Source organism: Achromobacter piechaudii NBRC 102461 (assembly GCF_001571245.1).
GTDB lineage: Bacteria > Pseudomonadota > Gammaproteobacteria > Burkholderiales > Burkholderiaceae_B > Achromobacter > Achromobacter piechaudii.
In genome coordinates, this window is the sequence record NZ_BCTK01000014.1 from 173,440 (window position 1) to 199,378 (window position 25,939).

The 25,939-nt window shown below is 65.4% G+C and carries 24 protein-coding genes; 8 read left to right on the forward strand and 16 right to left on the reverse strand.

Annotation, left to right across the window (positions count from 1 at the left end; all coding sequences use genetic code 11):
* Nucleotides 1-36: 36 nt before the first annotated feature.
* Nucleotides 37-2,178: a lytic transglycosylase domain-containing protein gene (locus API01S_RS25525; protein WP_061306474.1), complete on the forward strand. Its 2,142-nt coding sequence runs from the start codon at nucleotides 37-39 to the stop codon at nucleotides 2,176-2,178.
* A complete protein-coding gene (locus tag API01S_RS25530) occupies nucleotides 2,175-3,284 on the forward strand; it encodes a tRNA CCA-pyrophosphorylase (protein ID WP_006216363.1) in 1,110 nt (369 codons plus the stop codon). The genes API01S_RS25525 and API01S_RS25530 overlap by 4 nt, the downstream gene beginning before the upstream one ends.
* Before the next feature lie 30 nt (nucleotides 3,285-3,314).
* On the opposite strand, the gene API01S_RS25535 is transcribed toward API01S_RS25530, so the two are convergent.
* The 5 genes from API01S_RS25535 to nhaA form a co-directional block, all read right to left on the reverse strand.
* Complete coding sequence (locus API01S_RS25535; protein ID WP_061306475.1) at nucleotides 3,315-4,502, reverse strand: class I SAM-dependent methyltransferase; 1,188 nt, start codon at nucleotides 4,500-4,502, stop codon at nucleotides 3,315-3,317.
* 134 nt (nucleotides 4,503-4,636) lie between these two features.
* Nucleotides 4,637-6,430: a DEAD/DEAH box helicase gene (locus API01S_RS25540; protein WP_006216361.1), complete on the reverse strand. Its 1,794-nt coding sequence runs from the start codon at nucleotides 6,428-6,430 to the stop codon at nucleotides 4,637-4,639.
* Between the two features lie 278 nt (nucleotides 6,431-6,708).
* Nucleotides 6,709-7,470: a uracil-DNA glycosylase gene (locus tag API01S_RS25545; RefSeq protein WP_061306476.1), complete on the reverse strand. Its 762-nt coding sequence runs from the start codon at nucleotides 7,468-7,470 to the stop codon at nucleotides 6,709-6,711.
* Nucleotides 7,471-7,506: 36 nt separating this feature from the next.
* Entirely contained in the window at nucleotides 7,507-8,292 is a 786-nt protein-coding gene (locus API01S_RS25550; protein ID WP_061306477.1) for a 3-hydroxybutyrate dehydrogenase, read from the reverse strand.
* Between the two features lie 179 nt (nucleotides 8,293-8,471).
* Nucleotides 8,472-9,704 (reverse strand): Na+/H+ antiporter NhaA, encoded by a 1,233-nt coding sequence (nhaA, locus tag API01S_RS25555; RefSeq protein WP_232294646.1) that lies wholly within the window; start codon nucleotides 9,702-9,704, stop codon nucleotides 8,472-8,474.
* 319 nt (nucleotides 9,705-10,023) lie between these two features.
* Between nhaA and API01S_RS29255 the strand changes: the two genes are divergently transcribed.
* Nucleotides 10,024-10,404 (forward strand): hypothetical protein, encoded by a 381-nt coding sequence (locus tag API01S_RS29255; RefSeq protein ID WP_039882496.1) that lies wholly within the window; start codon nucleotides 10,024-10,026, stop codon nucleotides 10,402-10,404.
* Nucleotides 10,401-11,552 (forward strand): glycosyltransferase family 4 protein, encoded by a 1,152-nt coding sequence (locus tag API01S_RS25565; protein WP_061306478.1) that lies wholly within the window; start codon nucleotides 10,401-10,403, stop codon nucleotides 11,550-11,552. The genes API01S_RS29255 and API01S_RS25565 overlap by 4 nt, the downstream gene beginning before the upstream one ends.
* 130 nt (nucleotides 11,553-11,682) lie before the next feature.
* Here the strand turns inward: API01S_RS25565 and API01S_RS25570 are convergent, their stop codons facing one another.
* From API01S_RS25570 to API01S_RS25585, 4 genes are all read right to left on the reverse strand, one after another.
* Nucleotides 11,683-12,147 carry an HIT family protein gene (locus tag API01S_RS25570; RefSeq protein ID WP_061306479.1) on the reverse strand — a complete coding sequence of 155 codons (465 nt, stop codon included), beginning with the start codon at nucleotides 12,145-12,147 and terminating at the stop codon, nucleotides 11,683-11,685.
* On the reverse strand, nucleotides 12,144-12,593 hold the full coding sequence (locus tag API01S_RS25575; RefSeq protein ID WP_061306480.1) for a GNAT family N-acetyltransferase: 450 nt from the start codon (nucleotides 12,591-12,593) through the stop codon (nucleotides 12,144-12,146). The genes API01S_RS25570 and API01S_RS25575 overlap by 4 nt, the downstream gene beginning before the upstream one ends.
* 28 nt (nucleotides 12,594-12,621) lie before the next feature.
* Nucleotides 12,622-14,088 (reverse strand): polyphosphate:AMP phosphotransferase, encoded by a 1,467-nt coding sequence (gene pap / locus API01S_RS25580; RefSeq protein WP_061306481.1) that lies wholly within the window; start codon nucleotides 14,086-14,088, stop codon nucleotides 12,622-12,624.
* Nucleotides 14,089-14,169: 81 nt separating this feature from the next.
* Complete coding sequence (locus tag API01S_RS25585; RefSeq protein ID WP_061306482.1) at nucleotides 14,170-15,024, reverse strand: MBL fold metallo-hydrolase; 855 nt, start codon at nucleotides 15,022-15,024, stop codon at nucleotides 14,170-14,172.
* A 95-nt stretch (nucleotides 15,025-15,119) separates the two neighbouring features.
* Between API01S_RS25585 and API01S_RS25590 the strand changes: the two genes are divergently transcribed.
* From API01S_RS25590 to API01S_RS25600, 3 genes are read left to right on the forward strand one after another with little or no spacing between them, the layout of a single operon-like run.
* Entirely contained in the window at nucleotides 15,120-15,455 is a 336-nt protein-coding gene (locus API01S_RS25590) for an ArsR/SmtB family transcription factor (RefSeq protein ID WP_006216351.1), read from the forward strand.
* On the forward strand, nucleotides 15,452-15,883 hold the full coding sequence (locus API01S_RS25595) for a YeeE/YedE family protein (RefSeq protein ID WP_061306483.1): 432 nt from the start codon (nucleotides 15,452-15,454) through the stop codon (nucleotides 15,881-15,883). Before API01S_RS25590 ends, API01S_RS25595 begins: the two co-directional genes overlap by 4 nt.
* Nucleotide 15,884: 1 nt before the next feature.
* Nucleotides 15,885-16,304, forward strand: coding sequence for a YeeE/YedE family protein (locus API01S_RS25600; protein ID WP_050728478.1), 420 nt, complete (start codon nucleotides 15,885-15,887; stop codon nucleotides 16,302-16,304).
* A 71-nt stretch (nucleotides 16,305-16,375) separates the two neighbouring features.
* Here API01S_RS25600 and API01S_RS25605 read toward each other — a convergent pair whose 3' ends face one another.
* The 7 genes from API01S_RS25605 to API01S_RS25635 form a co-directional block, all read right to left on the reverse strand.
* A complete protein-coding gene (locus tag API01S_RS25605; protein ID WP_050728479.1) occupies nucleotides 16,376-17,644 on the reverse strand; it encodes a phenylacetate--CoA ligase family protein in 1,269 nt (422 codons plus the stop codon).
* A 17-nt stretch (nucleotides 17,645-17,661) separates the two neighbouring features.
* Nucleotides 17,662-18,528, reverse strand: a complete 867-nt coding sequence (locus tag API01S_RS25610; RefSeq protein WP_006216347.1) for an ABC transporter ATP-binding protein — start codon at nucleotides 18,526-18,528, stop codon at nucleotides 17,662-17,664.
* A 60-nt stretch (nucleotides 18,529-18,588) separates the two neighbouring features.
* The gene (locus tag API01S_RS25615) at nucleotides 18,589-19,929 is read right to left on the reverse strand and encodes an ABC transporter substrate-binding protein (protein WP_006216346.1); all 1,341 of its coding nucleotides are present in this window, start codon (nucleotides 19,927-19,929) and stop codon (nucleotides 18,589-18,591) included.
* A 278-nt stretch (nucleotides 19,930-20,207) separates the two neighbouring features.
* Complete coding sequence (locus API01S_RS25620) at nucleotides 20,208-21,272, reverse strand: branched-chain amino acid ABC transporter permease (RefSeq protein WP_061306484.1); 1,065 nt, start codon at nucleotides 21,270-21,272, stop codon at nucleotides 20,208-20,210.
* Between the two features lie 25 nt (nucleotides 21,273-21,297).
* Entirely contained in the window at nucleotides 21,298-22,227 is a 930-nt protein-coding gene (locus API01S_RS25625; protein ID WP_006216343.1) for a branched-chain amino acid ABC transporter permease, read from the reverse strand.
* A gap of 11 nt (nucleotides 22,228-22,238) precedes the next feature.
* Complete coding sequence (locus tag API01S_RS25630) at nucleotides 22,239-23,036, reverse strand: ABC transporter ATP-binding protein (RefSeq protein WP_006216342.1); 798 nt, start codon at nucleotides 23,034-23,036, stop codon at nucleotides 22,239-22,241.
* Nucleotides 23,037-23,041: 5 nt separating this feature from the next.
* Nucleotides 23,042-25,018 (reverse strand): AMP-dependent synthetase/ligase, encoded by a 1,977-nt coding sequence (locus API01S_RS25635; RefSeq protein WP_006216341.1) that lies wholly within the window; start codon nucleotides 25,016-25,018, stop codon nucleotides 23,042-23,044.
* Nucleotides 25,019-25,187: 169 nt separating this feature from the next.
* On the opposite strand from API01S_RS25635, the gene API01S_RS25640 reads away from it, so the two are divergent.
* A complete protein-coding gene (locus API01S_RS25640) occupies nucleotides 25,188-25,895 on the forward strand; it encodes a Crp/Fnr family transcriptional regulator (RefSeq protein ID WP_006216340.1) in 708 nt (235 codons plus the stop codon).
* Nucleotides 25,896-25,939 lie beyond the last annotated feature (44 nt).

Here is a 25,939-nt window from a genome sequence, read left to right on the forward strand (position 1 = left end):
CAAGGCCGCCGTATGACGGCAAATGAGGGACACGGCATGACACGTTCGCGGCAATCTGGACGGTATCAGAAAATCCATCGGAAATCCCTGCAAGGTCCGACCCCGACCGACGCCCGCCTGGCCCTGCGCCGCTGGCTGCCATTGCTGGCGCTTTTCACCGCCGCATGCGCGCCGGTCGACGCCCAACAACGCAGCGCCGCCATCAACGCGCAACCGCAGCCGCCCGTGCAATCGGCGCAATCGGCCGCGCAACCCCTCATCGCTGTACCGCCCGCCGTGCTGGCGGGCCTGCCGCCCACGGCCGACACGCCCGCGCTGGCCGCCGTCGTGGCCGCGCGCGAAGCGATGAACCGCAAGCAGTGGTCCGTCCTGGGCGCCATGGTGCCGCAAGCCAAGTCTGACACGCTGGGCATGTACCCCGAATACTGGTTGCTTCGCTATCAGCTCTGGACGCCGCCGGCCACCGGCCGCCCCACGGCCGACCTGCAACGCTTCATCAGCAGCAATGGCGACGCCTATCTGGCCGACCGGCTGCGGGGCGACTGGCTGCTGGCCGCCGCCCGCAGCGGCGACTTCGAAACGGTGCGCAAGCTGGCGCCCGTCAAGAACAGCAACGCCCAGATCGAATGCGCCATCCTGGACGCCAAGCACATGACCGGCCAGCGCGCGACCGCCGAGCAGGCCATGGCGGCGTTTGCGCCCGGCTCCGCCTGCTGGGCGCTGTACGACCAGCTGGTGGCCGACGGCATCCTGGGGTGGGAACAGCTGGAACCGCAGTTGCGCGACGCCATCGAGGCCGACAAGACGACCGATGCGCGCAAGCTGGTGCAGTACATGTTCGAGCCGCGCGACCTGAAAACCTACGACGTCCTGATGAAGGACCCGATGAAATGGTTGACCCGGCAAGACCGCATGCCGGTGGGCCGCAATGAAAAAGAACTGGTGACCATCGCGTTGGCGCGTCTGGCGCGTTCCGACGTCAGCGTCGCGGATTCCTACCTGCGCCGCGAATGGGCGAAGTCCATGTCCAAGCCCAACCTGGCTTGGGTGCGTGGCCAATATGCGCTGATGGCCGCATTGAAGCTCGATAGCCGCGCCGATGACTGGTATCACGAAGCCGGCCACATCCGCATGACGGAATACAACGCGGGCTGGAAGGTACGCGCCGCGTTGCGCCAGCCGAAGATCGACTGGAAGTGGGTCATCGAATCCATCGACGACATGCCGCCCGCGCAGCGCAACGATGCGTCGTGGGTGTACTGGAAGGCGCGCGGGCTGGCGGCGACGGGCCGCAAGGATCAGGCCAACGCGATGTACGCCAGCATTGCCGACCGTTTCGATTTCTACGGCCAGTTGTCGGCCGAAGAACTGGGCCGCCGCATCAATGTGCCGCCGCGTCCGGCGCCCATCACCGACAAAGAAATCGCCGAGGCCCGCGCCAATCCTGGCTTGCAGCGCGCCGTGCAGTTGTTCCGTTTGGGTTGGCGCGGCGAGGCCGTGCCTGAATGGAACTACACGCTGCGCGGCATGAATGACCGCCAGTTGATGGCCGCCGCCGAACTGGCGCGCGCCGAGAACATCTACGACCGTGTGGTCAACACGTCGGACCGCACGGAAAAAGAGTTCGACTTCAGCCAGCGTTTCATTGCACCGTTTGAAGGCCGCGTCACCGCCAAGGCCAACGCCATTGCGCTGGACCCGGCGTGGGTCTATGGCCTGATCCGCCAGGAATCGCGCTTCATCATGGACGCGCGCTCGCACGTGGGCGCCTCGGGCCTGATGCAGCTGATGCCGGCAACCGCCAAGTGGGTGGCCGGCAAGATCGGCATGACCGATTTCACGCCGGCCAGCGTCAACGATTTCGACACCAATACCGAACTGGGCACCAATTATCTGAACATGGTGCTGCGCGATCTGAACGGCTCGCAGATGCTGGCCAGCGCGGGCTATAACGCCGGGCCGCGTCGTCCGCACAATTGGCGCTCGACCTTCTCGCATCCCGTCGAAGGGGCCATCTTCGCCGAGACCATCCCGTTCAACGAGACGCGCACCTACGTGAAGAACGTGATGTCGAACTCGGTGTATTACGCGGCGATGTTCACGGGCCAGCCGCAGTCTCTGAAAGAGCGCCTGGGCAATATCGTGCCGCTGGGCGCCGAAACCTCGTCGGTGCCATGACGCGGGACGCCGCCGTCGACGGCTTGCAGGTCTATATCGTGGGCGGCGCAGTGCGCGACGCGCTGTTGGGCCTGCCGCCCGGCGATCACGATTGGGTGGTGGTGGGCGCCACCCCCGAAGACATGGTCCGCCGGGGCTTCATTCCGGTCGGCGGCGACTTCCCGGTGTTCCTGCATCCGCGCACCAAAGAGGAATACGCGCTGGCGCGCACCGAGCGCAAGTCGGGCCGGGGATACAAGGGCTTCACCTTCTACACCGGCGCTGACGTAACGCTGGAAGAAGACCTGCGCCGCCGCGACCTGACCGTCAACGCCATCGCCCAGACCCAGGATGGCCAGCTCGTCGATCCGCTAAACGGCGTCGCCGACCTGCGTGCCCGTGTGTTTCGTCATGTGGGCGAGGCGTTCCAGGAAGATCCGGTCCGCATCTTGCGGCTGGGCCGTTTCGCCGCGCGTTTCGATGACTTTTCCGTGGCGCCCGAAACGCTGGCGCTGTGCCGCGCCATGGTTGATGCCGGCGAGGCCGACGCGCTGGTTGCCGAACGGGTGTGGAAGGAACTGTCGCGCGGGCTGATGGCAAAAAAACCTTCACGTATGCTGGAAGTGCTGCACACCTGCGGCGCGCTGGCGCGCGTGATGCCCGAGTTGCAGGGCGTTGACACGGTCAGCGCCGATGTGGACCGCGCGGCCGCGCAAGACTTGTCGATGCCGGGCCGTTATGCGCTGTTGTGCCGCTTGACGCCAGAGCGCGAGGCCCTGGGCCGGCGCATGCGCGTGCCCACCGAATGCAATGATTACGCGCGCTTGCTGCCCGAGGTCTTGTCGGGCCTGGATGCGGTTGAACGCGCGTCGGGCAATGACGAGGCCACCGAAGCGCAGCTGGCGCTGATGGAACGCGCGGACGCGCTGCGCAAGCCCGACCGGTTTTTCGACCTGCTCAAATGCGCGGGCATATTGCGCACCGTGGACATGCCCGCCTGGCATGCGCGGGCCGACGCCGTGCGCGGCGTGGATGCGGGCGCCATCGCCAAGGCCTGCGCGGGCGAGCCGGCCCGCATCAAAGACAGCGTGCGGCAGGCGCGTCTGGAACGTTTGCGGGCGGGCTAAGGGCGGATTGAGCGCGCGCCTCGGCAGCGCTTACAGCTTGCCCAGGCGGTCACCGCGCGTAAAGCCGATCAGCGGTTCCGTCATCGCCCGACCCACGGCCAGCACTTTGAATAGTTCGCCCATTTCGGCTTCGGACAGCAGCTTTTGCACCGGCGCCACGGCCTGCGCGTATTGCTGCACATCCGAGGGATCCAGCTGGGCCAGCAAGTCCATCAGCCCCGCGTTCATCAGGAAGCGTGCCTGCGACGTGTAACCCAGCACTTGCAGGCCGGCTTCCAGCGCGGCGTCGGCCATGGCGGTGAAATCCACGTGCGCAGTGATGTCCTGCAAGCCCGGCGCGGTGAAGGGGTCGCCATGCGCGTGGTGACGCAAATGGCACATGAGCGTGCCGCCCGCGCGTTGCGGGTGGTAGTACTCGTTGCGCGGAAAGCCGTAATCCACCAGTAGCGCCGCGCCGCGTTCGAGCCAACTGCCCATGGCGGCAATCCAGGCCTCGCCCTGCAAATTGATTTCGGACACGTAGCCGGGCAGCGCCGGCATGCGCGCGGCCACGGCCTGGGCCAAGGCGGGCGGGGCGGGGCGGTCGCTCCAGACGAAGTCCTGCTGCGCGTCCAGGGACACGCCGCGTTCCATCACCGTGCCGTCTTCGCTCCAGCAGAACAGCGACACGGGCATGGCGTCCAGCACCTCGTTGGCCAGCACGCAACCGGCAAACGCATTGGGCAGGGCGTCCAGCCATTGCACGCGCGCGCCGAAAGCGGCGAGGCGTTCGGCCTGGCGCGCCCGCAGGTCTGCCGAGACTTCAAGGATCAGGTATTGTGTGTCGGTCAGGCCCAGCGCGTCCAGCTCGCGCAGCACGCCTTCCGCCAACGCGCCCGTGCCGGCGCCGAATTCCAGCACCGCATGCGTCTGCGTCTGGCGCAGCACCTGCGCGGCCTGACGCGCGATGGTGCGGGCAAACAGCGGCGTCAGTTGCGGCGCGGTGACGAAATCGCCGGCGGGCGCCTTGGCGTCGTCGTCCGCATCGGCCAGCTTGACGTTGCCGGCCGCGTAATACCCCAGCCCTGGCGCGTACAGGGCCTGGGCCATCCAGTGATCGAATGGCAACCACCCGCCATTGGCGGTGACGGCGGCGCGCAGTTGGGCGGCAGCGGCGTCGCTGTGTGCCTGCGCGGCGGCGGACAAGGGCGGGAGATTGGCGGGGGCGGGGCGTTGCATGGGGGATTGAGACGTGGGCATGTCGGCATTTTCCCAAAAAATCGGCGCGCTCGCCGTGGCGCGCGCGCGTGGGGAGCGCGAAAAAAAACCCCGCGACGGGCGCGGGGTCTTTGCGACGGGTTCAGTCGGGCGATTTAGCCGCGACGATCAGCCGGCTTGGCGAAGCGCTTGGCGGGGCCGCCGGGGCGCTTGTCGAACGAGGGCTTGGCGCGGAAGCCGCCTTCCGGACGGTCACCGCCACGGAAGCCGCCTTCGCGGGCCGGACGATCGCCGAAGCTGGGGCGGGCGTCACGGTCAGCGCCGCGGAAACCACCTTCGCGGGGAGCGCGCTCGCTGAACGGGCGGGCATCGCGCTGGGGACGGTCACCAAAGCTGGGACGGTCGCCGCCGAAGCTGGGGCGGGCGTCACGGTCACCACCACGGAAGCCGCCTTCACGCGGGGGACGGTCACCGAACGGGCGATTGCCCTGGTAGCCGCCTTCGCGCTGGGGACGATCACCGAAGCTGGGACGATCGCTGAACGAGCGGGCCGGGCGGTCGCCGAAGGGACGATTGCCTTGGTAGCCGCCTTCGCGCGGAGCGCCGTCGCGGTTGCCTTGGTAACCACCTTCACGCGGCTTGAACTCGCCACGGGGTGCGCCGCCTTCACGCGGGCCGCCGAAAGAGCGGTTTTCGCGATTGCCTTGGTAGCCGCCTTCGTGGCGCGAGCCACCGAAACCGCCAGGACGCTTGCCGAACGGCTTGCCGCCACGCGGGGCGCCGCTGCCGCCAGCCGACGGACGCGGCGTGCGCTTGGGTTCCAGGCCGGCGATGACTTCAGGCGTAATCGATTGGCCGATGTAGTGCTCGATACGGCGAACCTTGTGGCGCTCGGAATGCGTAGCCAGCGTGAACGCCAGGCCATTGCGGCCGGCGCGGCCGGTACGGCCGATACGGTGCACGTAGTCTTCGGCTTGCATCGGCAGGTCGAAGTTGACGGCGTGGCTGATGCCTTGCACGTCGATGCCGCGGGCGGCAACGTCGGTGGCAACCAGGATACGCAGCTGACCGCGTTGCAGTTGCGACAGCGTGCGGGTGCGCTGGCGTTGGTTCATGTCGCCGTGCAGGGCGGCGGCGGCAAAGCCTTGGTCGGCCAGGCGATCGGCCAGGTCGTCAGCGCCACGCTTGGTGGACGTGAAGACGATGGCTTGATCCAGCTTGGCGTCGCGCAGCACGTGATCCAGCAATTGCATCTTGTGGCTGGCGTCGTCTGCGTACAGCAGGCTTTGCGTGATGTTGGTGTGCTTTTCTTTGGCGCCGGCCATCTCGATACGCTGCGGGTCGCGCATCATCTTGGCGGCCAGCTTGGCGATGGTGCCGTCCAGCGTGGCCGAGAACAACAGCGTCTGGCGATCTTCCGGCAGGCGGCTGACGATGGTTTCGATGTCTTCAATGAAGCCCATGTCCAGCATGCGGTCGGCTTCGTCCAGCACCAGCGTGTGCACGGTGTTCAGCTTGACGCGACCCGATTGCAGGTGATCGATCAGGCGGCCGGGCGTGGCGACCAGCACGTCAACGCGACGCGACAGGGCCTTCAATTGCGCGCCGTAGGGCATGCCGCCCACGACGGTGGCGGTGCGCAGGTCAGCCAGCTTGCGGCCGTAGGTGGCCGTGGCTTCGGTGACTTGCAGAGCCAGTTCGCGGGTCGGGGTCAGCACCAGCACTTGCACGCCGACGCCCTTGTTGGCGGGCATCTGGGCGATACGGTGCAGGGCCGGCAGCATGAAGGCGGCGGTCTTGCCGCTGCCCGTCTGCGAGGACACCATCAGGTCGTGGCCAGCCAGCGCTTGCGGAATGGCAGCGGCTTGGACGGCGGTGGGGGTATTGAAGCCAGCTTCTTGAACGGCCGACAACAGAGCGGGTGCAAGACCCAGGTTTTCGAAAGACATTACTTTCCCTTGCCGCAGACAATGCGACGCAGTGCTTGGTCGGGCCAGGGGATTAGGCGGCCGGATCCAGGCGACGGTTGATGGAGCATCGTGCCGACCGAATCAACCGTGCGCGTGGCGCGTTCTCTGGAACAGATTGGAACGCAGGGCGAAAGGAAAGGAGGTCAGGAATCGATGATAGTTCGGCATGGGGCCCGGGCTAGGTTGCCCGGCGAACTGCAAAAAATGCCGCTAAATCAAAGCGGTAAATGCCGAACTCGTTTTGTGCAGTGCGGCGATCATAACCTGAATTCACCCTGCAAGGGAATTATTTTTTTGTCCAGTCCCCAATCAATAGGGTTTTTCCCTTGGTTCACCAGCCACGAATTGGTCATCTGAAAGTGCCCGCAGCCCAGGAACGGGATGGGCGGCCTGCGGGCCGACAGCGGGGAAGGGTGATTGGCCATCAACACCAGGTGGCCGCTGTCGTCAGGCAGCAACATGCGCTTGGCCTGTGCGTGGGCGCCCCACAGCATGAAGACCTTGGGCGCGGGGTCGCGGGCGACCAGCGAGATCAGCGAGTCCGTCACCATTTCCCATCCCCGCTTGGCGTGCGAGGCGGGCTGGCCGTCCTCCACGGTCAGGCAGGTGTTCAGCAGCAGCACGCCCTGGTCGGCCCAGGGGCTCAGGTCATTGCCGGTGGGGATGGCGGTGCCGGGGTATTCCTGTGCGATCTCGTTGAAGATGTTGCGCAGGCTGGGTGGCCGCTTGCAGTCATCGGGCACCGAAAACGCCAGACCCTGCGCCTGGCCGGGGCCGTGGTAGGGATCCTGTCCCAGGATCACTACGCGAACATCCGACGGCGCCAGGCCCTGTAGCGCGCGCAGTGGCGTGGCGGGATACACGAGCGCACCCTCGGCAAGCCGCTTTTCGACGTGGGCGATGGCCTGCGCCAAGGCGTCGGCCACCGGGCGGGGGGCAAAAGCAGCCGCCCAGGCGGCGGGTAGCGCGGCGGTCTGGGCGGCCAGGGCGTTGGGGGTCAGGCGGTTATCGATCGGCATGGGCGCGATTTTGGCATAGCCGCGCGCGCCGCGTGCCTACTGCATGACCCATCCGTGGCTGACCAGGAACGACTGTCCGGTCAAGGCGGCGCTGGGGAAGGTGCACAGGAACAGCGCGGTCTGGGCCACGTCTTCGACCGTGGTGAAGACTCCGTCCACCGTGTTGCCCAGCATGACCTTCTTGACCACTTCTTCTTCGCTGATGCCCAGTTCTTTCGCCTGCTCGGGAATCTGCTTTTCGACCAGCGGCGTGCGCACGAAACCCGGGCAGATGACATGCGAACGCACGTTGTGCGCCGCGCCTTCCTTGGCCAGCACGCGGGCCAGGCCCAGCAGCGCGTGCTTGGCGGCGACGTAGGCGGACTTCAGCGGCGAGGCCTCGTGCGAGTGCACGGATCCCATGTAGATCACCACGCCGCCGCGATTGTCCTTGTACATGTGCTTGAGCGCCGCCTTGGTGGTCAGGAAGGCGCCGTCCACATGAATGGCCTGCATCTTTTTCCAGTCGGAAAAAGCGAAGTTCTCGATGGGATTGACGATCTGGATGCCGGCATTCGAGACCAGGATGTCGATGCTGCCATAGGCGGCGGCAACCTTGTCGATGCCTTGGTTCACGGCGTCTTCGCTGGTGACGTCCATCGCCACGCCCATCGCTTTGCCGCCCGCCTGCTCGATCTCGCGGGCGACGGCGTCGGCGCCGGCCTGGTTCAAATCGGCAATGGCGATGGTTGCGCCCGCGCGGGCCAGAGTCAGCGCGATTTCTTTGCCGATGCCGCTGGCGGCGCCTGTGATGACCGCCACTTTTCCATTCAACTGGGACATGCTGCTACCTCCGGACAAGGATTGCCGGCCCGGGATTACGCCATGAGGGCGCGACGGCCGGCGACAGACAGGCCCTGCCATGACCGGGGCGGCGTGCCGTCCGCTGCCGTGGCAAGGAGCATGTTCCGATGGTAGTCCTTCTGCTTGAGCGGCGGCTGAACGGCCCTGCCAGAGCGGGATCAGCCTTGTCGCACGGCGTCGGGCGCGGCCTGGGTCGTCGGGGCGGAGCTGCCGCGCAGCAGCAGAAATCCGATTACGGCGGAGGCCAGCGATCCGGCCAGCACGCCGATCTTGGTGGCGTCGACCGTCGCCGCGTCGGTGAAGGCCAGCGCGCCGATGAACAGGCTCATCGTGAAGCCGATACCGCACAGCAACGACACCCCGTACAACTGCGTGAAGGTGGAATGGCGCGGCAAGCTTGCCATGCCGCTCTTGATCGCCAGCCAGGCAAAGCCGAAGACGCCCAACTGCTTGCCCAGGAACAGACCCAGCGCCACGCCCAGCGGCACGGGTTGCGCCAGGCTGGCCAGGCCCATGCCGGCAAAGGACACGCCCGCGTTCGCAAAGCCGAAGATCGGCACGATCAGCAGCGCGACCGGCTTGTGCAAGGCGTGTTCCAGGTCGTGCAGGGGGGAATGGGCGTCGGGCTTGCCCTGGTTGCGCGGACGCAGCGGAATGGTCAGCGCCAGCGCCACCCCGGCCAACGTGGCATGCACGCCGGACTTCAGCACGAAGTACCACAGCACCGCGCCCACCAGCAGATAGGGCGTCAGGCGCAGCACGCCAGCGCGGTTCATGAGGAACAGGCAGGCCAGCAGCGCGCCCGCCATCGCCAGTGCGAAAACCTGCAACTCGGACGTGTAGAACAGCGCAATGATGACGATGGCGCCCAGATCGTCCAGGATGGCCAGCGCGGTCAGGAAGATCTTCAGCGAGGTCGGCACCCGGCTGCCGAGCAGCGCCAGGATGCCCAGCGCGAAAGCGATGTCGGTGGCGGCGGGAATGGCCCATCCGCGCAGGGTGTCGGGGGTGCCCATGTTGAGCAGCACGTAGATCAGGGCAGGCATCACCATGCCGCCCACTGCCGCCACGCCGGGCAGCACGATGCGCGAGACCCCGCGCAACTGGCCGTCCAGCACTTCGCGCTTGATTTCCAGGCCGACCAGCAGGAAGAACACGGCCATCAGGCCGTCGTTGATCCAGTGCAGCACGGTTTCCTTGAGTACGACGGGGCCGAGTTCGAAGCCCAGTTTTGCGCCCAATACGTCGAAGTAGGCGGGGGCGGCCGGGCTGTTGGCGACGATCAGCGCAACCAGCGCGGCGGCCATGAGCACATAGCCGCCCAGCGCTTCAGAGCGCAGGAACGCCTGAAGAAAAGAGGCAGGGCGGTGGGGCAGGGCCGGCTGGGTCACAGGGCGTCCTTTTTGCAATTTGAAGGGGTTTGCGCCGAGCGTGATGCGGGGCGAAAAAGATTCTGAATTTTACCTGAACAGGCAATGGGGCCCCGGCGGGCGCAGTCTGCGCGGCATGGGCAAAGTTGAGCAACTGTAGTGCAACGTCGGCCAATTGCCACCGAATCTCAGTAATTTTTAAAGAGTGATGGGGGGCTTCTCATAGGATTCTTCCCATATGGCGGGGCCGCACCGCAACGGGTTGGAAAGTCAGAATTTTCTCAGGCATCGGCGCGAGCTTCATAGATAGCATCAGCGGGCTGATTATTTGCTGATGCCTATGTTTCTTCACTCTATTTCCGTTCTGACCTATCAGCCGGCCACGCCGGGATCGGCCCCACGGCTGGTGGACATCGGCAGCGCGGTGCGCGCGCCTGCCGTGGGGGCGGCTCAGGGTCGGTATCAGGTATTGCGGCTTGCCCCTGGCCCTCGCGTATTGAGGTGGCAGCGCGAGGGCGCCCGCTTCGACCTGTCCGCTCAAGGCCGCGTCCAGGTCCGGTTCGGGCAATGGCTGGCGGCATCCGAATGCCCCGAAGATTGCCGCGCGCCCCGTGTGGTGGCGCTGGACCAGGACGAGGTGGCCTATCTGGAAGCCTATCTGCTGGCGCGCGGCCAGGCCTGGAACAGCCCCGATTCCGCCCCGGCCCGCCTGCCGCAATGACGCGTTCGCCACTGACGGCGGCAGCCGGCGCGGGGCCCCGACTGCGCATCCTGCACACCGAAGCCGCCACCTCGTTCGGCGGGCAGGAGTTCTGCATCTACAAGGAAATGGTCGCCATGCGCGACCGCGGCCACCATCTGGAACTGGTCTGCCAGCCGGGCGCTGAACTTGGCGACCGATCGAGCGAGGCCGGGTTTACGGTGCACCGCGTCCCCATGGACGGGCCCGGCAATTTCCTGCTTGGCGTGGCGTTCGTGCGCGGCTTGTTGCGGCGCGGACGCTTTGACGTCCTCAACACGCACAGCCGGCGCGACACCGTGCTGGCCGCGCTGGCTGCCCGTTTGGCCGGCACGCCGCTCATCGTGCGCACGCGGCATCTGGCCAAGCCCATCCATTCTTTGTACGCGTACACCTGGCTGGCGCATCGGGTCATCGCCGTCAGCCGGTATGTGCGCAAGCAGTTGCTGGACGGCGGCGCGGCGCCCGCAGCCGTGGCGACGATCCATTCGCCCGTCGTGTTGCCGCAAGCGGCGCCAGGCGTTTGCGTCCGGCGCGAACTGGGCCTGTCGCCCAGTGCGCGGGTCGTAGGCTGCGTGGCGGTCATGCGCGCTGAAAAAGGCCACGCCGATCTGATCGCCGCCTTTGAACGCATCGCTGCCCGCTTTCCCGACGCGCATCTGGTGCTGGTGGGCGACGGCATGCCGCTGATGGCGCAGTTGCAGGCGATGGTGGCGGCGCGAGGCCTGGGCGCGCGGGTCCACTTCACCGGCCGACGCCATGACATCGGCAACGTGCTGACGGCCTTCGACATCTTTGCGCTGGCCACGCACCGCGAGGCGCTAGGTACGGTGTTCGTCGAGGCGGCCGCGATGGGTTTGCCCGTGGTGGGCACGGACGTGGGCGGCGTGCCGGAGACGATGCAGGCGGGTGTGACTGGCTTGCTGGTGCCGCCGCGCGACCCCGTCGCGCTGGCGGCGGCGTTGGCGACCTTGTTGGCCGACCCGGATATGCGCCGACGCATGGGCCAGGCTGGCCGCGCGCTGATCCGCGAGCACGGTTTGTTCTGCGCTGACAACGCGGCCCGGCAGGTGGAGCATGCCTATGCGACATGGCTGGCGGAACGGGGTCACGCCATCTTCGCGGCTTGAGGCGAGGTATTAGGCGAAGGCATTAGGCGAAAGCACTGGGCGAAGGCATCAGGCGGGGGCATGACGCATGAGGTCGGGCAGCCCGCCCAGCCGCCCGATCCTCAGCGCATCCCTGCACCCGCCGCGCCGCTCAATGCATCAGCAGCGCGTTCATCGCTTCCACGACCCGATTGCGGTAACGCGGCAGCAGGGCGCGCGTGTGCGCCTGGCGTTCGGACCATTGCGCCGGCTCCGCGCCAGGGGCAATGCGGGGAGCCGCCCAGATCGGATCGGGAAAGTGGCGATCTCCGCGCCAGCGCGGAATCACATGCCAATGCAGGTGCGGCACCATGTTGCCCAACGACGCCAGGTTGATCTTGTCAGGCGTCAGCACCGCCTGCTGCGCCTCTTCCACGGCGTACACGGCGCGCATGAGCAGATCGCGTCCATGCGTGGACAGGCTGGTCATCTCTGCCAGATGCCCGTTCCAGATCACCCGCGTAAAGCCGGGATAGTCGGCGTCCTCGACCTCGATAACGCGCAGATGCGGCCCGCGCCACAACAATGTGCCGCCGTCCTCCTGGCACAAAGGGCAGTTCGGGTCGCGCGCGCTCATGCCAGCACCTTGCGGTATTGGATGAAGCCGGAGCGGTCCGCGATGCGGTCGTACAGCTGCATCGCGGTGGCGTTGGTTTCGTGGGTCAGCCAGTACACGCGCGCGGCGTTGGCGGCGGCGGCTTCGGCGTACACGTGTTCGATCAGCTTGCGGCCCGCGCCCGTGCCGCGCACGTCGGCATCCACGTACAGGTCTTGCAGATAACAGTAGTCGCCCGCCGTCCAGGTGGAGCGATGGAAGATCCAGTGCACCATGCCGATCGCGCGGCCGCCTTCATAGGCCAGGGCGGCGTGCATGGGTTCGGCGGGGTCCAGCAGGCGTTCCCAGGTGGCGCGCGTCACGGCATCGTCGATGCTGACGCGATAGAACGCCTGATAGCCCTTCCACAGCGGCAGCCACACGTCGAAGTCGGCGGGCCCGATTGGGCGGATTTCAGCGGTACTCATGGCGCGAGGCCTCCTTGCGGATTCAGGTTCAGAGTTGGTCTTCCATGGCCTGGACGATGTGTCTCAGCACTTGCACGCGAGCGTACCGCTTGTCGTTGGCCGACACCAGATGCCAGGGCGCGTGCGCGACGTCCGTGCGCGCCAGCATTTCGTTGGCCGCCGCCGAGTAGTCTTTCCACTTTTCCCGGTTGCGCCAGTCGTCCGGCGTGATCTTGAAATTCTTGAAGGGCGATTTCTCGCGTTCCTTGAAACGCTCCAACTGCACGTCCGGCGTGACCGCCAGCCAGAACTTCAGCACGATCGCGCCGCTGGCTGCCAGTTGTTCCTCGAAGTCGTTGATCTCGGCGTAGGCGCGGCGCCACTGCGCAGGGGCGATCAGCTTTTCCACGCGCTCGACCAGCACGCGGCCGTACCAGGACCGGTCAAAGATGGCGACGCGGCCGTGGCGGGGCAGGTGACGCCAGAAGCGCCACAGGTACGGGCGCGACAATTCATAGCTGTTGGGCGCGGAGACGGGCGTGATGTCGAACTGGCGGGCGTCCAGTGCATGCGTGATGCGGCGGATGGCGCCGCCCTTGCCGGCGGCATCCTGGCCTTCGAAAACCAGGATCAGCGAGCGATCCAGGAATTTTCGCGAGCGTGCCGCGCGCGCCAGGCGGCCTTGCAGCAGGCCCAGCTCGGACTCGTAGTCGTCCTTGTCGATCTTGGCGTTGTAGTCCAGCTGGCCCAGCTGGTCGACGATGCGCGTCGGGCTCGAATGCGCGTGAAACGATGCCGGGATGCGAGGCACACCACGCTGGCGCATCGCCGCCAGCACCGCTTCGGCCGTGCGCGTCGCGCGCATGTTTTCGTCGGCGCTGGGAATGACCACCCAGGGTGCGTGGCCGCTGTCCGTATGGTTCAGCACGATTTGCGCGCCGTTGCGGATGCGGTCAAAGCGCTTGGCGACTTTCAGGTCCACCGGGCTGACCTGCCACGACGTTTCGGGGCTGGCCAGCAGCCGCTGCGCGCGATCCGTCTGCGCCTTGGCCGACAGGTGGAACCACAGCTTCAAGACCTGCACGCCCTCGGCGGCCAGCATGGCTTCAAAGCGCAGGATGGCGGCCGAGTGCGCCGCGATGTATTCCTGGTTGGGTTTCTTGCTGGCGGCCTCGATGATCAGGGGCGCATACCAGGATCCGAACACGATGCCCGTGCTGCCCTTGGGCGGCAGGTCTTTCCAATAGCGCCAGAACGGCGGCCGTTCCAGCTCCTCGCCTTCGGCTGGCCCGTAGGCCAGGGTCTTGATGTGGCGCGGGTCCATCCATTCGTTCAACTGGTTGACCGTGGCGCCCTTGCCGGCGCCGTCGATGCCCGCGATCACGATCATCAAGGTCTTGTCCGCCTTTTCCAGACGGCCGTATTGCGCGTTGAGCAGGGCGACGCGCAGCCGGGCCTCCAGTGGTTTGAACTCGTCCTTGGACAGGCTGGGGTCGGCTTCGGCTTCTGCAAACATGGGGATCCGTCTGGTCGGCTATCGGTAGGTCCGCCGATCTTGCGGGATTCGCCCGTGCCGCGCAAGTGCGGCAAGCGCGCCCTACAGCCCGTTGACCGGAATCTTCAGATAGCGCACGCCGTTGTCTTCGGCGGGCGGAAAATGGCCCGCGCGGATATTGACCTGGATTGCGGGAAGGATCAGCGTCGGCATGGACAGGGTGGCGTCGCGCTGCGTGCGCATGGCGACGAACGCGTCTTCGCTGGTGCCCTCGCGCACGTGGATATTGGCCGCCCGCTGTTCGGCCACCGACGTCTGCCACTGTGCCTTGCGGCTGGCGGGCGGATAGTCGTGGCACATGAACAGGCGCGTGTTGCCGGGCAAGGCCAGCAGGCGCTGGATGGAGCGGTACAGCTCGTGGGCGTCGCCACCGGGAAAATCGCAGCGCGCGGTGCCCACGTCCGGCATGAACATCGTGTCGCCCACGAACGCGGCGTCGCCAATCAGATACGCCATGTCAGCCGGCGTGTGGCCCGGTACGTGGATCGCGGTGGCTTGCAATTGGCCGATCTGGAAGGTCTCGCCGTCGGCGAAGAGGTGGCCGAACTGCGAGCCGTCCAGCTGGAATTCGGGTTCCAGGTTGAAGACCTGCTTGAAGACGCCCTGCACGGTGCGGATGCTTTGCCCGATGGCGATGACGCCGCCAAGCTGGCGCTGAAGGTAGGGGGCGGCGGACAAATGATCGGCGTGCGCGTGGGTTTCCAGCAGCCATTGCGTTTGCAGCTTCTGTTCGCGCACGTAGTCCACGACCCGGTCGGCGCTGGTCGTGCTGCTGCGCCCCGACTTCGGGTCGTAATCCAGTACGGAATCGATGATGGCGCAGGCGCTGCCGTCGTGTACGACGTACGTGACGGTCGCTGTGACGGAGTCGAAAAACGCTTGGATTTGAGGATTCATGGCCGCCCGCAAAGACAATATATATTTTCTGATTATATTGTTTTATAGTTTATTCGTAAATATAATGTTCGAATCTTCTCTCGCTATCCCTATTCATGAACTCCCCCCTCACCGACTGCGAACTCGCCGCCTTGCGTGAATCCGCCGCCCAGGCCTGCACGCTGCTCAAGGCGCTGGCCAATGAAGACCGGCTGCTGCTGCTGTGCCAACTGGTGCAAAGCGAACGCAACGTGGGCGAACTGGAATCGCTGACCGGCATCCGGCAACCGACCCTCTCCCAGCAACTCGCTGTACTGCGCGATGAAGGGCTGGTGGCGACGCGCCGCGACGGCAAATACGTCTACTACCAGATGGCCAGCTTCGAAGTCAGCCAGGTCATGAAAACACTCTCCAGTTTGTACTGCGGCCGCACGATGGCGTCACTCACATGAACCTGGACTGGTCTTCCTTCACCCCCGCCACCGCCACGCTGGGCGGTGTGCTCATCGGGGCCGCGGCGCTGCTGATGATGGCGGGCGCCGGCCGCATCGCCGGTATCAGCGGCATCGTGGGCGGCTTGCTTCCGCCCCAGCGCGACGGCCTCTGGCGCGTGGCGTTTTTGCTGGGCCTGTTCGCGGCCCCCTGGCTGTACCGCCTGGGCGCGGCCTTGCCCCCCATCGTGGTTGAAGCCAGCACCCCGCGTCTGATCGTGGCGGGCCTATTGGTCGGCATCGGTACGCGCTATGCGTCCGGATGCACCAGCGGTCATGGCGTGTGCGGGCTGTCACGCGGATCCATGCGGTCGCTGGCCGCCACCGCGCTGTTCATGGCTGCCGGCTTCGCCATGGTCTACGCCACGCGCCACGGATTCGGAGGCTGACATGGTGATGTTGATCGCGTTCGCATCGGGCCTGGTGTTCGGATTGGGCTTGATCGTGTCCGGCATGGCCAACCCCGCCAAGGTGCTGGGCTTTCTGGATATCGCGGGCAGTTGGGACCCGTCCCTGGCCTTCGTGATGGGCGGCGCGGTGGTGGTCACCGCGTTGGGATTCGCCCTGTTGCGCCGTCGTCGCGTCAGCCTGTCCGGCGAGCCGCTGCATTGGCCCACGGCTACCCGTGTCGATCCGCGCCTGGCATTGGGCAGCCTGGCGTTTGGCGCCGGCTGGGGGCTGGCGGGATTCTGTCCGGGCCCCGCGCTGGTGGCCGCTGCGGCCGGCGTACCGCAGGCGCTGATCTTCGTCGCCGCGATGATCGCCGGCATGGCGATCTACTCGGCAATCGAAGCGTATCGACGCCGCTAGGACGGCGTCGAAATTCCGACGCGTCCCAGTGTGGTGGCGAGCAGGCCGCCGCCTGACGCCGGCTCGAAGCCTTACTCGTAAGTGCGCACGTCGTCGATGACCTTGCCATCGTTGGGCAGACCATCCGCGTCCACCCATTCGACATCGGCGCGCAGCTTGGTCACGTCGCGCACGGAATCCGCGATGCGCTTGGACAGGTCCTCGCCGCGCACGCGCGATTCCACCTTCAACACCATGCGGTCCGACCCGGTGCTGCCGCTGATGACCAGCCGTGCCCGCAGGATCTCGGGATGGCGTCTTGCCACGTCCGCCACCTGCGACGGATGCACGAACATGCCGCGCACTTTGGTCGTCTGGTCAGCGCGGCCCATCCAACCCTTGATGCGCGTGTTGGTGCGCCCGCAGGGCGAGATGCCGGGCATGACGGCCGATAGGTCACCGGTGCCGAAGCGCACCAGCGGGTAATCCGGATTCAAGGTGGTGACGACGACTTCGCCGACTTCGCCATCGGGCACCGGCTCGCCCGTGCCCGGCCGCACGATCTCGACGATGATGTCTTCGCCCAGCACCAGCCCTTGGCGAGCCGGCGTTTCAAACGCAATCATGCCCAGGTCGGCGCTGCCGTAGGCTTGATAGCCTTCGATGCCGCGCGCCGCCAGCCAGTCGCGCAACGAGGGCGGAAACGCTTCGCCTGACACCAGCGCGCGTCGCAACGAGTCCAGCTTCACGCCCAGCTCGTCCGACTTTTCCAGGATGATCTTCAGGAAGCTCGGCGTGCCCGTGTAGCCGCTGGGCGCCAGATCCAGGATGGCGCGCACCTGTTGTTCGGTCTGCCCGGTGCCGCCCGGAAACACGGTGCAGCCCACGGCGTGGGCCGCCGTTTCCATCATGGAGCCGGCCGGCGTGAAGTGATAGGAAAAGCAGTTGTAGGCCAGCTCGCCCGCGCGAAAGCCTGCCGCGTACAGCGCCCGGGCGAAGCGCCAATAGTCGGCGCGCGCGCTCTCCGGTTCGTAGATGGGGCCGGGCGATGCGAAGACGCGCATCGCTTCGCCCCAGCCGATGGCCGAGAAGCCGCCAAACGCCTTGCCCGGGCTGGCGGGCGCGGCGGCGTCGTCGCGGCTGTGCTGCTGGCGTTCCAGCAATTCATGCTTGCGCAATACCGGCAGGCGCGCCAGGGCCGCGCGCGACGTGACGGTAGCGGGGTCAACGCCGCGCAGTTGCTCGGCAATCGCCGGCGCGCGCGCCATCGCACGCGCGATCGCGGCGGGCAAGGCGGCCATCAGCTCGCGCTCGCGTTGCTCGGGCGCGCGGGTTTCCAGGACATCGAAAAACTCGGACATGGGATCGCACCCTCTCTTCAGGCCAGCCAGCGTTTGCGGCGGCGATAGAACTTGTTGTCTCGAAAGCTCTTGCGTTCTCCGCTGGAAATGCCCAGGTAGAACTCTTTCACGTCCTCGTTCTGGGCCAAGTCCAGCGCGGCCCCGTCCATCATCACGCGCCCGTTTTCCAGGATGTAGCCGTAGTCGGCGTAACGCAGCGCAATGTTGGTGTTCTGTTCCGCCAGCAGGAAGCTCACGCCCTCGCGCTGGTTCAGGTCGCGCACGATTTCGAAGATCTCTTCCACGATCTGCGGCGCGAGCCCCATCGAGGGTTCGTCCAGCAGGATCATGTTGGGATTGGCCATCAGCGCGCGGCCGATCGCCGTCATCTGCTGCTCGCCGCCCGACGTGTAGCCGGACTGGCTGGTACGGCGTTGCTTCAAGCGCGGAAAGTATTGATAGACACGTTCCAGCGCGGCCGCCGTATCGGCCCGGCTCATGTTGCGCGTGTACGCGCCCGTCAGCAGGTTTTCTTCGATGGTCAGGTGCGCGAAGCAATGCCGCCCCTCCATCACCTGCACGACGCCGCGCTTGACCAATTCGGCCGGCGACAGCCGCTCGATGCGCTGGCCACGGTACTGGATGTGCCCCTTGGTGACGTCGCCGCGTTCGCCCTTGAGCAGGTTCGAGATGGCGCGCAGCGTCGTGGTCTTGCCTGCGCCGTTGGCGCCCAGCAAGGCCACGATCTTGCCCTCCGGCACTTGCAGGGACACGCCCTTGAGCACCAGGATCACGTGGTTGTAGATCACCTCGATGCCGTTCACGTCCAGCAGCACGTTGGGCGCGGCGGCGGGCGAGGCAGCGGTGTTTGCAACCGGGGTTGCAGCGGGAGTTGCAGCGGTCATGACGATTCCTGCGGCGTGGTGGCGGCCGGCGCCCGCAAGGACGCCGGCCGCCGGTTCACATCAGTTCTCGCAAGTGCGGGGCGTGATGTTCTTTTCCTTGGCGTACTTGGCCGCGGCGTCCTTGACCATCGGGTCCAGAATGGCCTTGTCCGCCTGGTACCAGTCGGACACCACCTTGAACTTGGCGCCGTCCCACTGCACGATGCGGGCCCAGTCATCGCCCTTGTGATTGCTGCACGAGGTCTTGACGGGACGCATGATCTGGCCAAAGCCCAGCTTGTCGAGCTTTTCCTGCGTCAGGTTCAGGTTCTCGAAACCCCAGCGCACCTGCTCGGGCGTCAGTGCCTTGCCCTTGCCGTACTTCTCCTGCGCCGTGCGGATCGCTTCCACCTGGAGCATCGAGATCATCATGCCGCGCGTGTGGGCGATGGTGCCCAGCGTGGTCTTGCCGGTCTTGTCCGCGCCCTGGCCTTTGTCGTAGACGAACTTTTTCAGGTCGTCATAGACCTTGTCGTGCTCGGCGCCGCTGTTGTGCACGGTGATGGCGTTGTAGCCCTTGGCGACATCGCCCAGGTCTTTCACGTCGCCTTCCGAGCCGGCCCACCAGATGGCGTACATCTTGTCGCGCGGATAGCCGCTGGCCTGCGCTTCGCGGATGGCGGTGGGCGTCATGATGCCCGCGCTCCACAGCAGCACATAGTTCGGGCGTGCCTGGCGGATCTGCAACCAGGTGGACTTCTGCTCGACGCCGGGCGCGGTCACGGGATACAGCACCAGCTCGAAGCCTTCCTTGGCGGCGCGCTTTTGCAGCAGCGGGATCGGCTCCTTGCCATACGGCGAGTCGTGATAGACCAGCGCGATTTTCTTGCCCTTGAGCTTGTCCATCCCGCCTTCTTTCTTGGCGATGTCCTGGATCATCACGTCGGCGGCGGTCCAGTACGTGCCCAAGAGCGGGAAGTTCCATTCGAACACGCTGCCGTCCACCGACTGCGACAGGCCGTAGCCCATCGTTTCGACCGGCACCTTGTCGACCATGGCCTTGTCGCTGACGGCGAACGTGATGCCGGTGGACTGGGTATCGAAGCCCGATGCGCCCGTGCCCTTGCCCTTCAGGCGCTCGTAGCATTCCACGCCGCGATCGGTGGCGTAGGCGGTTTCGCATTCTTCGTAGGTGATCTTGACGCCGTTGACGCCGCCATCGCGTTCATTGACCAGCTTCAGGTAGTCCAGCTTGCCATCGGCCCAGGGAATGCCCAGCGGCGCGAACGACCCGGTGCGATACACCAGCAACGGAACGAACTGCTCTTCGGCCGCCATTGCCGGCGTGGCCACGGCGCCGACGGCGCCGGCTGCGGCCACCAGGGCTGCCGCCAACTTCAGGTTAAGACGCTTCATCTCCATTTACCTCCTGCGTGGTGTTTGGGGTCAGTAACCCTGGGACACCGGGATTGGCCCGGTCTTGAGCCGGGTATTCAGGATGCCGGTCGTGGCGCTTGTGCCGCCACGGCCGGTAACGATCAAAACGGTCGTGCGTTGCGATTCCAATTCGTTCCGCTTGCGCGGTCCTCTTGCGTCGCCGCGATCCGTCTCAGCGGGGCCGCGGCGGATCCGGCTTTGCCGGTCCCCAGCGGCGCCCCTTGAGGGGAACGCGCCTTCGGCGCTTCGGGGTGGGCCCTCTCTTAATGCGGGAAGGGCCAGATGCGCAGCTTCTCCTTGCCGATGCTCCACAGACGCGCCAGGCCATGCGGTTCGGCGATCAGGAAGAACACGATCAGCGCGCCGAACACCATGTGTTCGATGTGCGCGGCGGTGTCCACCGACAGCGGGATGCCCAACGCATGCGGGATGTTCGACAGCGCCACCGGCACCAGCACGATGAAGGCCGCGCCAAAGAAGCTGCCAATGATCGACCCCAGCCCGCCGATGATGACCATGAACAGCAACTGGAACGAGCGCGTCAGATCGAACGCGAGCGGTTCCCAGGAACCCAGGTGGATGTAGCCCCACAGCGCGCCGGCCACGCCCACGATGAACGAGCTGACCGCGAACGCCGTCAGCTTGGCGTACATCGGGCGGATGCCGATGACCGAAGCCGCCACGTCCATGTCGCGGATCGCCATCCATTGCCGGCCGATCGCGCCGCGCACCAGGTTCTTGGCCAGCAGGCTGAAGATCACCACCAGGATCAGCACGAACAGGTACTTTTCCATGGCCGATTGCACCGGCAGCCCGAACGCCGTCAGCGGCGGCACCGACACGTTGCCCGACGACGAGTAGTTGGTGAAGAAGGGGATGCGCAGGAACGCCCAGTCCACAAAGAACTGCGCCGCCAGCGTGGCCACTGCCAGGTACAGGCCCCGGATGCGCAGGCTGGGTATGCCGAAGATCACGCCCACCAAGGTGGCGAAGCAGCCGCCCAGCAGAATCTGGATGACGAGCGGCATGCCCGGAAAGCGCACGCCGAAGTTCCAGGCCGCATACGCGCCCACCGCCATGAAGGCCCCGGTGCCCAGCGAGATCTGGCCGCAATAGCCCACCAGGATGTTCAGGCCTACGGCCGCCAGCGACAGGATCAGGAACGGGATCAGGATGGCGCGCAGCAGGTAGTCGGAAGACAGCGCCGGCACGGCGATGAACGCCACCGCCAGCAGCAGCCAGATGAAGATGCGGTCCTGGCGGATCGGGAAGATCTGCTGGTCGGCCCGGTACGTGGTCTTGAACTGGCCGTTTTCGCGATAGAACATGTTTTTATCCTAGAGGCCTGGTGGTTTACACGCGGTCGATGATCTTCTCGCCGAACAGCCCTTGCGGACGGAACAGCAGGAACACCAGCGCCAGCACATAGGCGAACCAGATTTCGATACCGCCGCCCACGAGCGACCCCAGGTACACCTCGGACAGCTTTTCCCCCACACCGATGATCAGGCCACCCAGGATGGCACCCGGCACCGAGGTCAGGCCGCCCAGGATCACCACCGGCAGCGCGCGCAGCGCGGCGGTGGACAGCGTGAATTGCACGCCGAACTTCGACCCCCAGATGATGCCGGCCACCAGCGCGACCAGGCCCGCCACGCACCACACGATCACCCAGATGCGGTTCAGCGGAATGCCGATGGACTGCGCGGCCTGGTGGTCGTCGGCCACCGCGCGCAGGGCACGGCCAGTGGATGTGTATTGGAAGAACAGCGCCAGCGCGGCGACCAGCAAGGCCGCGATGACAGCCGCAGTCAGGTCTTCAAGGTTTATCAGCAACCCGCCTTCGAAAACCGATTCCAGGATCATCATCGGATCCTTCGGCATGCCCACGTTGATGGAGTACACCGAACTGCCGAACGTGATCTGCCCCAGGCCGTCCAGGAAATAGCTGATGCCCAGCGTCGCCATCAAGAGCGTGGTGGCTTCCTGGTTGACCAGGTGGCGCAGCACGAAGCGTTCGATCGCCACGGCCAGCAGGAACATCACCATGGCGCTGACGATGAAGGCCAGCACGTTGGCCAGGATCATGTTGTCAAAGCCCAGCCAGCGCGGTATCCACTCGGAAAAGCGCGCCATCGACAAGGCGGCCACCAGCACCATCGCGCCCTGCGCGAAGTTGAAGACGCCGGACGCCTTGAAGATCAGGACGAAGCCCAGGCCGATCAGCGCATACATCATGCCGCTCATCAGGCCGCCGAATAAGGTCTCTAGAAAAAATCCCATGTCTGTCCGCCTCAGTGCGACACGCCAAGATAGGCGCGGATGACGTCTTCATTCGCGCGGACTTCGTCCGGGCGGCCATCGCCGATCTTCTTGCCGTAGTCCAGCACCACGACGCGGTCGGAAATATCCATGACCACGCCCATGTCGTGCTCGATCAGCACGATGGTGGTGCCGAATTCATCGTTCACATCCAGGATGAAGCGGCTCATGTCCTGCTTTTCCTCGATGTTCATACCGGCCATGGGTTCGTCCAGCAGCAACAGGCGCGGCTCCATCGCCAGCGCGCGGCCCAGGTCCACGCGCTTTTGCAGGCCATAAGGCAGGCGGCCCACGGGCGTCTTGCGGTATGCCTGGATTTCCAGGAAGTCGACGATGTTCTCGACGAATTCGCGGTGCTGGGTTTCTTCGCGCTCGGCCGGCCCCAGGCGAAACGCCTGCGACAGCAGCCCGCATTTCATGCGCAGGTTGCGGCCGGTCATGATGTTGTCCAGCACGCTCATGCCCTTGAACAGCGCCAGGTTCTGGAACGTGCGCGCGATGCCCATTTCGGCCGCGCGGCGCGGGTTCATCTTCGAGAAGCGTTGGCCGCGAAATTCAATGCCGCCTTGCTGCGGCGTATAGACGCCGTTGATGACGTTCAGCATCGAGCTCTTGCCCGCGCCGTTGGGGCCGATGATGGCGCGAATCTCATGCTCGCGCACATTGAAGGAGATGTCCGTCAGCGCCTTCACGCCGCCAAAGGACAGGGAGATGTTCTGCATGTCCAGCATGACGTCGCCAATACGCTGGTCGCGGTCGTTGTTGCTCATGATCTCTACGCGGCTCGGGCTGTGATGGCGGGAAACGTCTTGACGGGCCAGATCTTCAGGTCGGCTGAAATCTTGCCGGTGCGTCCGTCTTCGAACTTCACTTCGGTCTCGATGAATTGCGACTGCTTGCCGCCGAACAGCGCATCGATCAGCACGCCGTATTTCTGCGCGATGAATGCGCGGCGCACCTTGCGCGTGCGGGTCAGTTCGTCGTCGTCCGGGTCCAGTTCCTTGTGCAGGATCAGGAATCGGCTGACCTGGGACGCGCACAGCTTGGGATCGGTGGCCAGGTCGGCATTGACCTGCTCGACGCATTCGGCGATCAGTTGGTAGACCTCTTCCTTGGCGGCAAGATCGGTGTAGCCCGCGTAGGGCAGTCCGCGCCGCTCGGCCCAGTTGCCTACGGCTTCCAGGTCGATGTTGATGAAGGCGCAGACATCATCGCGATTGGCGCCGAAGGCCACGGCCTCCTTGATGTGCTGGAAGAACTTGAGCTTGTTCTCGATGTACTTGGGCGCGAACAGGCTGCCGTTGGCAAGCTTGCCCACGTCCTTGGCGCGGTCGATGATCTTCAACTGGCCATCGGTGTCCAGATAGCCTGCGTCGCCGGTGTGGAACCAGCCGTCGGCGCTGCGTGCCTCCTGCGTGGCATCCGGGTTGCGGTAGTACTCCTTGAACAGGCCGGGGCTCTTGACCAGGATTTCGCCGTTGTCGGCCACGCGGATTTCTACGCCGGCCACGGGCGGGCCCACCGTGTCATCGCGCACCTGGCCGTCGGGCTGCACGCAGACGAACACGGACGTTTCCGTCGAGCCGTACAACTGCTTGAGGTTGATGCCGATGGACCGGTAGAACACGAACAGGTCCGGTCCGATGGCTTCGCCCGCCGTATAGGCCACGCGCACGCGGCTCATGCCCAGCGCGTTGCGCAAGGGGCCGTAGATCAGTGCGTTGCCCAGCGCGTAGCGCAGCCGGTCCCAGGCGTTGACGGATTCGCCATCCAGGATGCGGGTGCCCACGCGGCGCGCCAGCTTCATGCATGCGCCAAACAGCTTGCGCTTGATGTAACCCGCGTCTTCCATGCGGATCATCACATGCGTCAACAGGCCTTCCAGCACGCGCGGCGGCGCAAAGTAATAGGTGGGGCCGATGTCGCGCATGTCGATCGATACCGTGTCGGGCGACTCGGGATGATTCACCGTGAAGCCCGTCACCAGAAGCTGCGTATACGAGAACATGTTCTGCCCGATCCAGGCGGGCGGCAGATAGGCCAGCACGTCTTCCTTGTCGGTCAGCTTTTCCATGTCGGACACGGCGCGCGCGCGGTCGATCAGCGCGTGATGGGTCAGTACGACGCCCTTGGGCTTGCCGGTGGTGCCCGACGTATAGAACATGGCGGCCGGGTCGTGCGGCTGCACGGCAGCGATGGCGCGATCCAGAAAATCGGGATGCTGCGCCGCGTATTCCTGGCCCAGTGCTTCCAGCTTTTCGTAGGACTGCAGCATCGGGTCGGTGTAATGGCGCAGGCCGCGCGGGTCATCGAACACTACATGCTTGAGCGCGGGGCATTGCTCGCGCACTTCCAGCATCTTGTCGACCTGCTCCTGGTCTTCCACCACCGCCACGCTGATCTCGGCGTCTTGCAGCACATAGACCATTTCCTGCGCGACCGCATCCTGATAGAGCGGCACGGGAATGGCGCCCAGCGACTGCGTGGCCATCATCGCCATGTACAGGCGCGGCCGGTTCTCGCCGATGACCGCCACGTGCATGCCGGGCCGGATGCCCAGCGCCGCCAGGCCATTGGCCACATGGCGTACATGCGTGGCCACGTCGGACCACGTCAGGGTTTGCCAGATCCCCAGATCTTTCTCTCGGATCGCGGGCCGCGACCCACGAACATTGGCATGCGCGAACAGCAGCGCTGGAAAGGTGTCCAGCGCCGCCGGCACCTGTGCGGATGCGGGCGATGAATGTGCCACGTTGTCTCCTCCGGTTTGGGCACACCGCGCCAGGGGGCCGCGGGAGCGGCAGTGGCGATGAGGGGCTTGACCAGTTGGTTTTAGATTTACGGCAGGACTTAAGGTATAAGGTTGGCTTGCTACCAACTGTCACCATCGCGACATTCAAGGAATTTTCAGGGTATTCCCGATGCAGCTATCCGACTCCCTTCAACTTGCCGCGGCGTGGTTTCGCGTGCTCAACGCCGAGCAGCAAACTCGCGTCGAGCGGGACCTCTCTGTGCAGCAGGTCGTTGCCGGATCGATCATAGAGCGCAAAGGGGAACTCGCACAGGCTTGGATTGGCGTCCTGGCCGGGCTGGTCAAAGTGTCGGTCGGTAATGCCGAAGGCAAGGTCGCCTCGCTGACGGGCGTGCCCGCTGGTGGCTGGATCGGCGAGGGTTCGCTGCTCAAACGCGAAGTCCGCAAATATGACATCGTCGCGCTGCGCGATTCCGTCGTTGCGCGGCTGCCGGCGCCCACGTTCGATTGGCTGCTGGACACCAGCATTCCGTTCAACCGCTACCTGTTGCATCAACTGAACGAGCGCGTCGCGCAGTTCATCGGCAAGGCCGAATACGATCGCTTGCTGGATCCCGATGCGCGCGTGGCCCGCTGCCTGGCTGAACTGTTCAACCCTTTGCTGTACCCCGGCATGGGGATGCGGCTGACGATTACACAGGAAGAAGTCGGCTATCTGGCCCGGGTGTCGCGTCAGCGCGCCAACCAGGCGCTGCGCAAGCTGGAAGAAGCGGGGTTGCTGAATGTGGAGTACGGCGCCGTGCGCGTGCTGGATCTGGACGGCCTGAAACAATACGGGTCGGACCGCAGCACGGTGGAAGGCGAGCACGCGGCCTGAGCGCACGCCGCGCGCTTTGAAAAAAAATCCTTGACGTTAAATAG

Bases quoted from the DNA above. Each gene is read 5' to 3' on its own strand.
- API01S_RS25640 (WP_006216340.1), top strand. From the start codon at position 25,188: ATGCAGCTATCCGACTCCCTTCAACTTGCCGCGGCGTGGTTTCGCGTG.
- API01S_RS25550 (WP_061306477.1), bottom strand. From the start codon at position 8,292: ATGTCCCAGTTGAATGGAAAAGTGGCGGTCATCACAGGCGCCGCCAGC.
- API01S_RS25545 (WP_061306476.1), bottom strand. From the start codon at position 7,470: ATGCCGATCGATAACCGCCTGACCCCCAACGCCCTGGCCGCCCAGACC.
- API01S_RS25535 (WP_061306475.1), bottom strand. From the start codon at position 4,502: ATGCAACGCCCCGCCCCCGCCAATCTCCCGCCCTTGTCCGCCGCCGCG.
- API01S_RS25540 (WP_006216361.1), bottom strand. From the start codon at position 6,430: ATGTCTTTCGAAAACCTGGGTCTTGCACCCGCTCTGTTGTCGGCCGTT.
- API01S_RS29255 (WP_039882496.1), top strand. From the start codon at position 10,024: ATGTTTCTTCACTCTATTTCCGTTCTGACCTATCAGCCGGCCACGCCG.
- API01S_RS25570 (WP_061306479.1), bottom strand. From the start codon at position 12,147: ATGAGCGCGCGCGACCCGAACTGCCCTTTGTGCCAGGAGGACGGCGGC.
- API01S_RS25625 (WP_006216343.1), bottom strand. From the start codon at position 22,227: ATGGGATTTTTTCTAGAGACCTTATTCGGCGGCCTGATGAGCGGCATG.
- API01S_RS25630 (WP_006216342.1), bottom strand. From the start codon at position 23,036: ATGAGCAACAACGACCGCGACCAGCGTATTGGCGACGTCATGCTGGAC.
- API01S_RS25565 (WP_061306478.1), top strand. From the start codon at position 10,401: ATGACGCGTTCGCCACTGACGGCGGCAGCCGGCGCGGGGCCCCGACTG.
- API01S_RS25615 (WP_006216346.1), bottom strand. From the start codon at position 19,929: ATGGAGATGAAGCGTCTTAACCTGAAGTTGGCGGCAGCCCTGGTGGCC.
- API01S_RS25590 (WP_006216351.1), top strand. From the start codon at position 15,120: ATGAACTCCCCCCTCACCGACTGCGAACTCGCCGCCTTGCGTGAATCC.
- API01S_RS25530 (WP_006216363.1), top strand. From the start codon at position 2,175: ATGACGCGGGACGCCGCCGTCGACGGCTTGCAGGTCTATATCGTGGGC.
- API01S_RS25610 (WP_006216347.1), bottom strand. From the start codon at position 18,528: ATGACCGCTGCAACTCCCGCTGCAACCCCGGTTGCAAACACCGCTGCC.
- API01S_RS25585 (WP_061306482.1), bottom strand. From the start codon at position 15,024: ATGAATCCTCAAATCCAAGCGTTTTTCGACTCCGTCACAGCGACCGTC.
- API01S_RS25575 (WP_061306480.1), bottom strand. From the start codon at position 12,593: ATGAGTACCGCTGAAATCCGCCCAATCGGGCCCGCCGACTTCGACGTG.
- pap (WP_061306481.1), bottom strand. From the start codon at position 14,088: ATGTTTGCAGAAGCCGAAGCCGACCCCAGCCTGTCCAAGGACGAGTTC.
- API01S_RS25620 (WP_061306484.1), bottom strand. From the start codon at position 21,272: ATGTTCTATCGCGAAAACGGCCAGTTCAAGACCACGTACCGGGCCGAC.
- API01S_RS25600 (WP_050728478.1), top strand. From the start codon at position 15,885: ATGGTGATGTTGATCGCGTTCGCATCGGGCCTGGTGTTCGGATTGGGC.
- API01S_RS25595 (WP_061306483.1), top strand. From the start codon at position 15,452: ATGAACCTGGACTGGTCTTCCTTCACCCCCGCCACCGCCACGCTGGGC.
- API01S_RS25605 (WP_050728479.1), bottom strand. From the start codon at position 17,644: ATGTCCGAGTTTTTCGATGTCCTGGAAACCCGCGCGCCCGAGCAACGC.
- API01S_RS25525 (WP_061306474.1), top strand. From the start codon at position 37: ATGACACGTTCGCGGCAATCTGGACGGTATCAGAAAATCCATCGGAAA.